An 11,608-nucleotide genomic window follows, 5' to 3' on the forward strand; every position below is an offset into this window, starting at 1 on the left:
TTCGGGCTTGACTTCTTGGACTTTCATAGTAAAAATGTATATGAGAGATTCAAGGGAGGATTCATCCGTGACAAAAGAGGATTTTGATGCGCTCGTCGCCCTTGTGCTCGCGAGCAAGAGGAAACCGCCCGAGGCGCTTTTTGCGAGCGGCTTCGGCGACTGGCATGCGCGCGCACGGCTCGGCCATTTTCTTGCCATGCAGGAAATCGGCAAAGCACAGGAGGCGCGGGAGCTTTTCTGCTCCGTTCTCGATGAGGACGTCGACGAGGGAAACAGCGAGGATATCGAAGAAAAGATCTTCGCCCTGCAGCGCCTCAGCGAAATCGAGCATGCGGCGAAGGAGAACGAAGATGCGCTCACCCATATAAACCTCGCGATCGAGCTTGCTGAAGAGACGGACTATCTCTACAAGTTCATCCTGCGCGGCGAGCTTTGGGCAGCGCGTTGGAACATCCTGCACGCGATGGGACGCGCCGCCGAAGCCGAAGCCGAATGTGATGAGCGCATCGCCGCCTACGAGAATATTCCCGTCAAGCACAACAGCTATCTCTATTACGGCTACCGCTTCAAGGCACAGCTCGCCGCCGAGCGCGGCGTCGTCCTCGTCGCAAAGGACTACATGCACATGGCGCTTCACGAGATGGAGATTCCCGCAGAATACGAAGACGCACTCGAAAAGGCGTTCTCCGCCACACATGAGAACGCCTCTTGGATCTTGAACGAAATCGACCGCGCAACACCGCGCCCCGAGCTTCTTGCCTGGGATATTTAAGGAAACAAGACGGGCATCCGATCACTCGGGCGCATCGAACGCTTGATTCGCACGATTCTTCAAAGCACTGCTTTTTTGCGCCGCTGCCCGAAGAATCGCTTCATGATGGCTCTGCATTCGTCCTCTAGGACGCCTGCACGCATCTCCAGCTGATGGTTGAGCGCGGGATGGCAGACGATGTTGAAAAGCGACTCGCACGCGCCCGCCTTTGCATCCGTTGCACCGTAGACGACGCGATCGACGCGGCTCATGACGAGCGCGCCCGCACACATCGGGCAAGGCTCGATCGTAACGTAGAGCGTCAGCCCCGAAAGGCGCCAGCAGCCAAGCTTCTTCGCCGCTTCCTGCAGAGCGATGATCTCGGCATGTGCCGTGCCGTCGTGCCAAGTTTCGCGCATATTGTGCGCACGCGCGACGACCGTGCCAGCCGCATCGACGAGCACGGCGCCAATGGGCACCTCGCCCGCTTGGAAGGCCTCCTGCGCCTCCTTGAGCGCCTCCTTCATAAAAGTGACGTCATCCAGCATGAATTCGACTCACAAGCCCGCGCAGGTCAAGCGCCTGCCGGTTCCGATAGAAGAGCGACTGCGTAGCGCGGTGCACATCGAGATGATAGGCGTCCTGCACAGCAGCCTGCTCCTTTTCCTCGCGATTCTTCTTATTCTTCTCCATCGCCGACTCGAGCATGCGCTTGAAGTTTTCCTTCTTGTTCCCGCTCTCGCCGTCCTTCGCCTCGCGGCGACGTACATCATAGACGGCGCCCTTCATGCGTGCGATCTTTTCAACCTTGTCAATCATGGCGGACACCTCCTGAAAATGAAAAAGGATTCCATCAAAGGAAAATCGTTTTCCCTTATGCTTCTTATATCGTTCAAAATAGTCTGCAACTTAATAAAAAACCTATGCTTCTTAGGCTTTTTGTCTTATTAGATTTCTCCAAGAAAGGAGTCATTCATGACCACAGTTCAACCACAAAACGCACTTCCTGCCAATACGGCGCAACTGACCTACCGTTTCCTCGCAGGAGTCTGCCTCATCGTCTTCCTGCTCTGGCTCGCAGGACTCGTCTTCCTTGAGCCCGATCCCTACGCGCTCTACATCTTCACAGGAATCATTCTCGCCGTCGTCACGCTGGCCGCCGGAAGCAGTGCACGCGGACCGAAGGCGGCCACGATGAAAAGTTCGGAAAAAGTCGAATTTCTCAAGAGTCTGCCCGAATCCTTCCAGATCTTCACGAACGTGAGCATCGGCGTGCGCACGAACCTCGATGCTGTCATCGTCGGAGCGAACGGCGTCTTCATCGTCGACGTCAAGACGCGCTCGGGCAAGATCGAGCCGACGGCAGGCAGCGACTGGATTCGTCACAAGGTCGGCAGCAAGGGCACGCCGTATCGCGTGCCGATGAAGAATCCCCTGCAGCAGATGAAGCGCAACATCCGCGAACTGCAGTCGTACCTCGCCTCCTGCGGCGTTCGCCCGTGGATCGACGGCAGCGTCTGCTTCACGCGTGCAGAATTCGAAGAACAGATCGAGGGCTGCTACACGTCGGAAGATGCGGTGCTCGATCATATCAAGAACTTTCCCGACGAGCATCCGCTGTCCGATGAAGAACAGAAAACGGTTGCCGCAGCGCTCGCGGAACGACTGTAACCTGCGCACGCCAGCACTCGCTTTGCGTGCAGAAAAAAAGGAGCCGGCCGGCTCCTTTTTTCATATCCCTTTCACGCTTTCCGGCAGATGGAACTTCATCACGTCGCCTCCGCCTGCAGGCTGGATCGTCAGCACGGAGGGATGCTCGTCCGCGTCGAGCTCGAAGACGAGGCTCGCCGTCGCCGCTGCACCCGGCGGAATATCGACAGCGTTGAACACGGGCGTCTGCCGTGCAGCAAGAGCTGCCATGCCGTCCTTCGATACGCTGTGACGCTCCTGATCGCTGTCCGTGAGCGATATGCCCTGCGGCACGACGCTCACGGGCTGCTTGTCGGCATTCGCGATCGAGGCCTTGACGATGAGGAACGGCCCATCCTCCTTCGCGCCCTCGATTGATTCGACGCGCTTCGCCTCCAAGATCATGACCTGCAGCGAATACGGACTCTTGCCTTCCTTCTTTTCCTTTTCCTTGTCCGCTTCTTCCTTCGCCTTTTCCTGCGCTTCCTTCACGTCCTTGGCGTCCACAGCGGCCGCTTCGCCGCCCTTCGCCGCCTTCCCTTCCTGCACCTTCTCCTGAGACGATGTGCTCGCCGCCTGCTGCGAACTGCCTGCAAGAAGCCTTGCACTGCCGCCCGCAAAGAAGAACCAATAGCCGCCAATGCAAAGGACGACAGCCGCCAGCGTGATGGCGGCGAATCTCCCTGCCAAAGCCTTCATACATTCACTCCCCTTTTCCACTCGTATGACATTATATCGTCAAAAAAGCCATTTTCCCAAAGAAAAAGCTCCCGCAAGATGCAGGAGCTTTTTTTAACGTATGAGAGATTACTTCAGCGCATCGCCGAGCTTCGAGTTCGTGTTGCGTGCAGCAGCGACGCTCTCCTCGAACTTCGCCTTCTCCTCGTCGGAGAACTTGACCTCGATGATCTTCTCGCAGCCGCCCTTGCCAAGGATGACGGGTACGCCGATCGCGAGATCCTTCTCGCCGTACTCGCCGTCCAAGCCGACGCAGCACGGAATGAGCTTCTTCGCATCGAGAGCGATCGCCTCGACCATCATCGCCGCCGCAGCGCCCGGAGCCATCCATGCGGACGTGCCGAGGAGCTTCGTGAGCGTTGCGCCGCCGACCTTCGTCTTCTCGACGACGTCCGTCAGCGCTTCCTTCGAGAGGAGCTGCGTCACGGGAACGCCGCGCAGCGTAGCATGGCTTACGAGCGGAACCATCGTCTTGTCGCTGTGGCCGCCCAGAACCATGCCGTCGATGTCCGTCGGCGTCGCAGGATAGCCAGCTTCCGTCAATGCGACGGAGAGGTAATAGCGGAAACGGCTGCTGTCGAGCATACCACCCTGACCGAGGATGCGGTTGCGCGGCAGGCCGGAATCCTTCAGCGCCAAGTACGTCATGGCGTCCATCGGGTTGGAGATGATGATGAAGTACGCATCGGGGGAGAACTTCAGAGCCTGATCGACAACGCTCTTGACGATCTTTGCGTTGACGCCGATCAGATCCTCGCGGCTCATGCCCGGCTTGCGCGGCATGCCGGACGTGATGACGACGACCTCGGAGCCCGCCGTAGGAGCATAGCCGTTCGGATCGTCCGGCAGAGCCGTGACGCCCTTCACCGTCGTGTCAAAGTTCAGCATGTGAGCCGTCTGCATGATGTCGATGGCCTTGCCTTCAGGCACGCCTTCCTTGATGTCAACGAGGACGACCTCGCTGCAGAACGCCTTCGTCGCAAGAACGTTCGCAACGGTAGCTCCGACATTACCTGCACCAACAACTGTTACTTTCATGTAAAATCTGCCTCCTTTGAAATTCGGCGAGACATCCCCCACTTGCCGGGACGCATCTCCAGTGCTTGGATGATAAGTAAAACCCAAGTTCATCGCCTTTGATTATACCAAAATTTACAGAAATAATCAATTTGTTTCATGCAAATTTTGATGAAATCATTACTCCCATTTATCAGTATGCGCAAAGGCTATGCTTGCTCTTCAAACATATCCTTGCCCACACCGCACAAGGGACAGACGAAGTCCTCCGGCAGATCTTCAAACTTCACGCCCGGCGCAAGATCATAGTCGGGATCGCCCTTCGCCTCATCGTACACCCAGCCGCAGACCGTGCAAGTCCAAGTTTTCATAAGAAATTCCTCCTTGTCAGAATGAAATTTTCGGGGCAGCGCCCCGCTACGCTCCTATGATACTATGCACGGTCAGACAAAGCAAGCGTTTTGAAAATCATATTTTGAAATTCTTGATGTCGTCCGTGAACGACACGGCGATCTTTTGGAAATCTTGGATCTTTTCCATCATGTCCTGCAGCTTCCCGTGATGGTCGCTCACCGTCTCGTTGACGGACTTTGCTGCAGCGGAATTCTCCTCGGAAAGACCTGCGACGTTTTTCACCTGCCCGATGGCGTCATTCATGCGTCTCATCTCGTCGTTGAGACGATCTATGATGCCGCCGATGCTCGCCGACACCTCGCGGATGTTCGCGACGAAAGCGTTGTTGCTCTCGACGACCTGCACGAGTTCGCCGCTCTCCTTGCCGAGCGCATGGTATTCCGTGTCGATGCTCGCGACGACGTCATTGATGATGCGCGTGATGTTGCGCACGTCAGATGTGATCGTGTCCGCCTGATCGCGCGATTCGGCGGCGAGCTTGCCGATCTCCTGCGCGACGACGGCAAAGCCCCTGCCCTGCTCGCCGGCGCGCGCCGCTTCGACCGAAGCGTTGAGGGCGAGGAGATTCGTCTGCGAGGCGATTTCCGTCACCATGTTGGCGATGGAGATGATCTTCTCTGTCTCACTCTTCAAGGAGTCGGCGGCGTTGCGCACGGCAGCGAAGTTTTCCATGCTCCTGCCCAGCGCATCGCTGGAGGCGCGCACGCCGTCGAAGCCGCGCGCCACATTTTCCACGGCTTCCGCAAGGCTTCGATTGTTCTTCTCCTGCGAGGAGACGACCTGCTGCAGCGCCTCGACGTTTCGGTTCAGAACCTCCGCCACCTGCCCCGTCGAAGAAGCGCTCTCTGTCGTCGCTTCCGACACGCTGTCGACGACCTCCGCGATGTGGGCGGAGGCATGGCTCATGTTGCTCGCAAGTTCATTGAACTTGCCGCCATAGGCGATGAGTTCATCCCCCATGCCGCGAAATCCGGTAAAGTCTGCACGCACCGACTTCTTGTAGGCGTCGATCAGCGCTCCCAACTCCTCAAATTCATCGCGCGAGGTCAGCACGAGATCAGCGGAGAAGCGATGCTCGGCGATGTCTGCAAGCTCGCGGCGCAAAAGACGCAGCGGTGCGAGCAGCAAGAATGCGCCGATGCCGCCCACGATGCCCATGAGAAGGGGAAAGGCGAATACGACAGAAGATGTGCCGAAAAGCCAAAAGAGCACGCTGAGCACGAGCGAAGCGGCGAAAGACATGACGGCGAACTTGACGGGCAAGGAGCGAGAAAACAGGCCAAGCGCACAGCTGAACGAAAATCTCCGCTTTTCCAATATGCGCTCCTTGAAGCGCAGCCGCAGGCGCACGACGCCGTTCCCTTCCTCCACGACATTGACCTCGACCGGCTCCTTGAAGTAGTCGATCGCGCCCTTCAACAGGCCGCGAAAGTACGGAATGAGGCTGCGCTTCGACTTGTAAAGAAGCTCCGCCTCGTGCTCGGACAGCGGCGTCACCTTCAAGAGCGGCGGATTCGCGCCCGGAATCTTCTTGACGATTTCCACATGCACATTGTAAATGGACGCGAGGAACGTATAGATGTTCTTGCCTTCAAAAAAGGACGGATATACAGCGGCAAAGGTCAGGACGTTGTCGCGCCCCAATTCGTACCAAACATCATCCGGCGTCTGCCCCGTATGCCTTGCCAGAGCATCGACAAAGGTGCGGATCTCACTGTCCGGCACATCTTCCAACGGGGTGAAGATGCGGCCCGGCGCCCATCCCGCCTCCCGGCATGATTCTTGGACGGCCGTTCCATCCCAAAGCTTCTGCGCCGTATCCATCCACGTCGCCACAACAGTTCCCTTCATGATCCGCTCCTCTTCTTTCATCATATCCTGCGGCGCATTTCCTTTCCTCTCCTGCCCTTCTTATGCTATACTGACAACAAACAGCAAGGGGAGGATTTTCATGTCCGCATTTTCCAAGACGATGCGCCGTCACTTCTTCACACGCGAGTTCCTATTGTTTCTCGCCGTCGGCTGCCTCAATACGTTCAACGGCAGTCTGCTCGCCAAAATTTTCGAGCTTCTCGTCGATACGAATCTCGCGTTCAACATCGGCTACATCCTCGCAAACATCATCGCCTACGCGCTCAACAGCCGCTTGATCTTCCACGAACCGATGACGCTCGAAAAGTGTGTGAAGTTCGCGATTTCCTATATTCCGAACTATGTGATTCAGAACGTCATCGTCTTCCTCTTCTACAACCAGCTCGGCTTTCCCAGTCTCGCGGCTTTTATATTAGCCGCCGTCCTCGGCGTGCCCATCACCTTCCTCGCCGTAAAGCTCTTCGCCTTCGGCAGGAAGTGAGCCGCCCTCAAAAAGCTCCTTCATTCGCCTTCGTACCAGCAAAAGATTGCCTGCGTGCCGCAGTCTTCCATGCCTCGCGCCGAAAGCTCCTCGTAGAGCTTCTTGGCGAGTTTGAGACCCGGAAGGTCAAGCTCCATCTCCTCAGCCGATTCAACGGCGATACGCATGTCCTTGAGGAAATGCTTGATGAAGAAGCCCGGCGACCAGTCGTTCGCGAGCATCTTCGGCGCGAGGTTCGTCAGCGACCACGAGCCTGCCGCGCCGCCTGCAATCGTCTGCTGCACCGCCTGAGCGTCCAAGCCGCTCTTCTTCGCATACGCCATGGCCTCGGCAACGCCGAGCATGTTCGAGGCGATGGCGATCTGGTTGCTCATCTTGACGAACTGCCCGCTGCCCGCCGCACCGAAATAATGCGCGGTCTTTCCTAGGACGGCGAAGAGGTCTTTGCACCTCTCGAATGCTTCTCGCTCTCCGCCGACCATGATGGCGAGCGTCGCGTCCCTCGCGCCGATGTCGCCGCCCGAGACGGGCGCATCGAGCGCTGCGACGCCCCTTTCCTTCGCCGCAGCGAAAATCTTCTTGGCGAGCGCAGGGCTTGACGTCGTCATGTCAATGACGATGCCGCCCTCCTTCGCTGCGAGGACGCCTTCAGCGCCCAGGTAAATCTCCTCGACGTCCTTCGGGTAGCCGACGATGGAGATGACGATGTCCGCCTCCTTCGCCAGTTCTTTCGGCGAGGCCGACCAAGCCGCCCCTTCCTCAATGAGTTTTTTCGCCTTTTCCTTCGTGCGCGTGTAGACGCTGACGGGATAGCCGGCCTTCATGAGGTTCCTCGCCATACTGCTTCCCATGACGCCCGTGCCGATAAAACCGATTTTTTCTCTTGCCATACGATTCATCCTCCCTTGAAAAGCGCGATTACGTCCCGCACTTTCCTGGATGCTTCTTCCTGTTTCCTACATATTGCAAATCCCCGCCGCCTGCCGCTGCTGCGGAGTGTCGGGGATTCTTCTCTCCTCTCACGAACGGAAATACGGACTCCGCCTGCGCTGCGCCTTGGGACGTCCGATGATCTCGGCGAGCACGACCGCCTGCAGCAGGCCGGCGGGCGCAAGATCGAGCGCGAGGGCGCGGGGGCGCGCCGCCTCTTCCAGCGAATTTTGCAGCTTTTTCCCCCTGTTTTCCGCATGGCGCAGAGAAGCGGGCGAGCGGGCAGCAGAAGCAGACTCAATTTCGGAGAGCGCCTCGCTCGGTACATCGCTCGTCTCAACCGCTGCCGCCCGCTCGTCCAAGAAGCGGCGCAGAAAATCCCGCACTTCTGTGGGATTCTCGACCATGACCTGCGTCGTTTCAGCCGTTCCTCCCATTCCGTCCGGAGATGCCGAGGATTCCGGCACTTTCTGCCGACGCGCCTCTTTTTTCTTCTTGTCCAACAGACTTTTTACGAGGAGGAATATGACGAAGAGGACGATGCCCGTGACGCTCATGCCGACTGCCTCCTTCCCTCTTCCATCTTACTTCGCCGTATGCGGCGGATTCGCGCCCGCCTCGCTGATCGCCGTGCGCATGTCGGTGTCTGCCTGCACGTTGCGCAGGTTGTAGTAGTCCATGACGCCGAGGTTGCCGCTCTTCAAGGCTTCCGCCATCGCGTGCGGCACTTCCGCCTGCGCCTCGACGACCTTCGCTTCCATCTCCTGCGTGTAGGCCTTCATTTCCTGCTCCTTGGCGACCGCCATGGCGCGGCGCTCCTCGGCCTTCGCCTGCGCGATGCGCTTGTCGGCCTCCGCCTGATCGGTCTGCAGCTCCGCGCCGATGTTGCGCCCGACATCAACGTCCGCGATGTCGATGGAGAGAATTTCAAACGCCGTCCCTGCGTCAAGCCCCTTGCCGAGCACGGTCTTCGAGATGACGTCGGGATTCGCGAGCACCTCGCCGTGGCTCGCCGAAGAACCGACCGTCGTGACGATGCCCTCGCCGACGCGTGCGATGATTGTCGGCTCGCCCGCGCCACCGACGAGGCGGTCAATGTTGGCGCGCACGGTCACGCGCGCCTTGATTTTCAGCTCGATGCCGTTCATGGCGACGGCGGAGACGATCGGCGTCTCGATGACCTTGGGATTGACGCTCATCTGCACGGCGTCGAGCACGTCGCGTCCCGCAAGGTCGATGGCGGCCGAGCGTTCAAACGGCAGGGGAATCTGCGCGCGGTGCGCGGCAATCAGGGCGTCGACGACCTTGTCGACGTTGCCGCCCGCAAGGTAGTGTGCTTCGAGCTGGTTGACCTGCACGTCAAGCCCCGCCTTGTTCGCCTTGATGAGCGGCATGACGATCTTACCGGGCGGCACGCGGCGCATGCGCATGCCGATGAGCGTGATGATGTTCACGGGAACGTTCGCCGCAATCGCCGAAATCCAAAGCCCAATGGGCACGAAATGCAGGAACACCATGACGACGAGGACAGCGACGACGAAAAGAAATGCCAATGCTATGACGCCTTCCATAAAGAACCCTCCAATCAATCCTTTTCCCTGACGCGGCGCACGACGATGCGGCTGCCGTGCACCTCCGTCACACAGACGCGCTCGCCCTTCTCGATGTAAGCGCCCTCGGAGACGACATCGACGGGCACGCCGTCGACGAGAATCGATCCGGCAGGACGCACGTCGGTCAGAACAAGAGCTTCACGTCCGATGAGATCCGTGCGCTCCTCAGCGCTCACATAGCCCTTTGCACTCGTCGAAGCGTCGTGCAGCACGACCCTCTTCCAAAGGCGGCTCTCGGGCAGAAAGCGCGCGATAAGTGCGAAGAGAAAAAGCGCGAGCGCGAATGCGGCAAAAAGCGCGTAGACGGCATTGACGTCGCCGCCAAGCGCGAGAACGACGCTGTAGAGCATCGCCGCGACGCCGAGAGCGCCCAAGACGCCCGTAGCAGGCAGGAGCACCTCGGCTACGATCAAAAGGATGCCCACGAGAAAGACGGCGACCTCGTAGAGACTCACGAGTCCCTTCACATACTGACTGCTGAAGAAGACGCCCGCCGCAATGAGTCCGAGCAAGACGCCGAATCCCGTGCCGCCCGTCTTGACCTCCATGAGCACCGCAAGAAAGATCACGGCGACGAGGAGCACCTGCAGGGCGGGAGTCCCGCCGACAAATTCCATACGATCACATCCTTTCTCACGAACCTTCTCCCTATATCTATTCCATGAAGAAACACAAAAACCTGCCGAAAATCCTTAAAATCACAGGAGAAAATGCCCAGTACAAGCCAACGGAAGAATCATTTGCCTGTCGACTTTCGTAGGCGTATAATGGCAGAAAGGAAAATCTTCCGACAAAAATCGTTCTGGGAGGCTCGCTTTCTATGGCAATTTCTACAACACAGCTTGCACTCATGCTCGCGACCATCGCACTCGTCCTCGCGAGCGGTCTCTATGCCGCCCGCTCCATCCGCTCGGCGGAAGGCTTCAGCCTCAATGGGCGCAGTGCTGGTGCGCCGCTCGTCGCAGGCACGATCGCCGGCACCTGCGTCGGCGGCGGCGCGACCGTCGGCACGGCGCAGCTCGCCTACTCGCTCGGGCTTTCCGCGTGGTGGTTCACGCTCGGCACAGGAATCGCCCTCGTCGTCATGGGACTTTTCTATGCGAGACCCTTGCGGCGCACCTCGCTCGAAACGATCCCCGAGTTCCTCGGCATCCGCTACGGCAAGAGCGCGAGTGTCTTTTCGAGCCTCGTCTCCTCCGTCGGCATCTTCTTCAGCGCCGTTGCAAGCATGCTGCCGGGGCTTCATCTCATCGTCACGCTCTTCGGTGTCGGCTACGGCACGGCGGCATTCGCCCTCATCGCCCTCGTTGCCTGCTACGTCTTCTTCGGCGGCATGAAGAGCGCCGGCGTCGGCGGCATCCTGAAGATGATCGTCCTATGGCTGAGCCTTTGTCTCGCAGGCGTCACCGCCTGGCGCGGTCTTCCCGCGCTCACAGCGGCGGCGCCGCTCGCGTCCGGCACATGGAGCCTCGGACATGCCGGCGCCCAGAGCATCGCCGCCGGACTCCTCTCACTCATCGTCGGCATCATCTCCACGCAGTCCTACATCCAGGCCATCTTCTCCGCCACCAACCCACGCACGGCAACCGTCGGTGCATTCACCGCCGCGCTCATTGTCATCCCCGTCGGGCTGCCGAGCTCGATCATCGGCATCTACATGCACGCGGCCGCGCCCGACATCGCGCCCATCCTCGCACTGCCCACCTACCTTTTTACGCACGCGGGAACACTCATCGGCAGCATCGCCATGGGCGGCATCGTGCTTTCCCTCGTCGGCAGCATCGGCGGACTCTCGCTCGGCATCGGCACAATGCTCTCGCACGACGTATTCGCACCGCTCCTCGCCGTGAAGAGCGAAGGCCGGCTTCTCCTCTTAAACCGTCTCATGGTGCTCCTCGTCATGGCGCTTGCCGCCCTCTTCGCCATCTGCTTCATCGACAGCGAGGTGCTTGTCTGGAACTACCTGTCGATGGCGCTTCGCGGCGGCGGCATCTTCCTGCCGCTGACACTGGCGATTTTCTTTCCTGAGCGGCTTTCCCCGCGCTGGGCCATCGCCTCCATGCTGCTTTCTACGGCAGCCGCTACGGCGGCAGCCGCCGCAGG

General features: G+C 59.0%; 14 protein-coding genes. 4 read left to right on the forward strand and 10 right to left on the reverse strand.

Going from position 1 to position 11,608, the window contains the following annotated elements; all coding sequences use genetic code 11:
* Positions 1–67: 67 nt before the first annotated feature.
* The gene (locus tag HMPREF1153_RS11165) at positions 68–772 is read left to right on the forward strand and encodes a hypothetical protein (protein WP_009647063.1); all 705 of its coding nucleotides are present in this window, start codon (positions 68–70) and stop codon (positions 770–772) included.
* 59 nt (positions 773–831) lie between these two features.
* Here HMPREF1153_RS11165 and tadA read toward each other — a convergent pair whose 3' ends face one another.
* Together tadA and HMPREF1153_RS11175 are read right to left on the reverse strand one after the other, a co-directional pair.
* Positions 832–1,299 (reverse strand): tRNA adenosine(34) deaminase TadA, encoded by a 468-nt coding sequence (tadA, locus tag HMPREF1153_RS11170; RefSeq protein ID WP_037370659.1) that lies wholly within the window; start codon positions 1,297–1,299, stop codon positions 832–834.
* Positions 1,289–1,570: a hypothetical protein gene (locus HMPREF1153_RS11175; protein WP_009647069.1), complete on the reverse strand. Its 282-nt coding sequence runs from the start codon at positions 1,568–1,570 to the stop codon at positions 1,289–1,291. Before HMPREF1153_RS11175 ends, tadA begins: the two co-directional genes overlap by 11 nt.
* Positions 1,571–1,726: 156 nt before the next feature.
* Here HMPREF1153_RS11175 and HMPREF1153_RS11180 point away from each other — a divergent pair, with 156 nt between their 5' ends.
* Entirely contained in the window at positions 1,727–2,422 is a 696-nt protein-coding gene (locus HMPREF1153_RS11180) for a nuclease-related domain-containing protein (RefSeq protein WP_009647075.1), read from the forward strand.
* 60 nt (positions 2,423–2,482) lie between these two features.
* On the opposite strand, the gene HMPREF1153_RS11185 is transcribed toward HMPREF1153_RS11180, so the two are convergent.
* The 4 genes from HMPREF1153_RS11185 to HMPREF1153_RS11200 all read right to left on the reverse strand — a co-directional run bounded on the left by HMPREF1153_RS11185 (position 2,483) and on the right by HMPREF1153_RS11200 (position 6,460).
* Entirely contained in the window at positions 2,483–3,139 is a 657-nt protein-coding gene (locus HMPREF1153_RS11185) for a DUF4352 domain-containing protein (RefSeq protein ID WP_009647076.1), read from the reverse strand.
* Between the two features lie 108 nt (positions 3,140–3,247).
* Positions 3,248–4,216 carry a malate dehydrogenase gene (locus HMPREF1153_RS11190; protein ID WP_009647064.1) on the reverse strand — a complete coding sequence of 323 codons (969 nt, stop codon included), beginning with the start codon at positions 4,214–4,216 and terminating at the stop codon, positions 3,248–3,250.
* Between the two features lie 188 nt (positions 4,217–4,404).
* The gene (locus HMPREF1153_RS11195) at positions 4,405–4,566 is read right to left on the reverse strand and encodes a rubredoxin (RefSeq protein ID WP_009647070.1); all 162 of its coding nucleotides are present in this window, start codon (positions 4,564–4,566) and stop codon (positions 4,405–4,407) included.
* 97 nt (positions 4,567–4,663) lie between these two features.
* Positions 4,664–6,460, reverse strand: a complete 1,797-nt coding sequence (locus HMPREF1153_RS11200) for a heme NO-binding domain-containing protein (RefSeq protein ID WP_232208294.1) — start codon at positions 6,458–6,460, stop codon at positions 4,664–4,666.
* Positions 6,461–6,560: 100 nt separating this feature from the next.
* Here HMPREF1153_RS11200 and HMPREF1153_RS11205 point away from each other — a divergent pair, with 100 nt between their 5' ends.
* Positions 6,561–6,962, forward strand: a complete 402-nt coding sequence (locus HMPREF1153_RS11205) for a GtrA family protein (RefSeq protein ID WP_009647066.1) — start codon at positions 6,561–6,563, stop codon at positions 6,960–6,962.
* 20 nt (positions 6,963–6,982) lie between these two features.
* On the opposite strand, the gene HMPREF1153_RS11210 is transcribed toward HMPREF1153_RS11205, so the two are convergent.
* From HMPREF1153_RS11210 to HMPREF1153_RS11225, 4 genes are all read right to left on the reverse strand, one after another.
* Entirely contained in the window at positions 6,983–7,861 is an 879-nt protein-coding gene (locus HMPREF1153_RS11210; RefSeq protein WP_071530778.1) for an NAD(P)-dependent oxidoreductase, read from the reverse strand.
* Positions 7,862–7,981: 120 nt separating this feature from the next.
* Positions 7,982–8,449 (reverse strand): hypothetical protein, encoded by a 468-nt coding sequence (locus HMPREF1153_RS11215; protein WP_009647065.1) that lies wholly within the window; start codon positions 8,447–8,449, stop codon positions 7,982–7,984.
* A 27-nt stretch (positions 8,450–8,476) separates the two neighbouring features.
* Positions 8,477–9,463, reverse strand: a complete 987-nt coding sequence (gene floA, locus HMPREF1153_RS11220; protein WP_009647073.1) for a flotillin-like protein FloA — start codon at positions 9,461–9,463, stop codon at positions 8,477–8,479.
* Between the two features lie 14 nt (positions 9,464–9,477).
* Positions 9,478–10,122 (reverse strand): NfeD family protein, encoded by a 645-nt coding sequence (locus HMPREF1153_RS11225; protein ID WP_009647068.1) that lies wholly within the window; start codon positions 10,120–10,122, stop codon positions 9,478–9,480.
* 203 nt (positions 10,123–10,325) lie between these two features.
* On the opposite strand from HMPREF1153_RS11225, the gene HMPREF1153_RS11230 reads away from it, so the two are divergent.
* Positions 10,326–11,608 (forward strand): sodium:solute symporter family protein (locus tag HMPREF1153_RS11230; protein ID WP_009647067.1); only part of this gene is annotated, 1,283 nt, incomplete at its 3' end.

Origin of the sequence: Selenomonas sp. CM52, from assembly GCF_000292955.1 — a bacterium.
In the GTDB taxonomy this organism is placed as follows: Bacteria; Bacillota; Negativicutes; order Selenomonadales; family Selenomonadaceae; genus Selenomonas.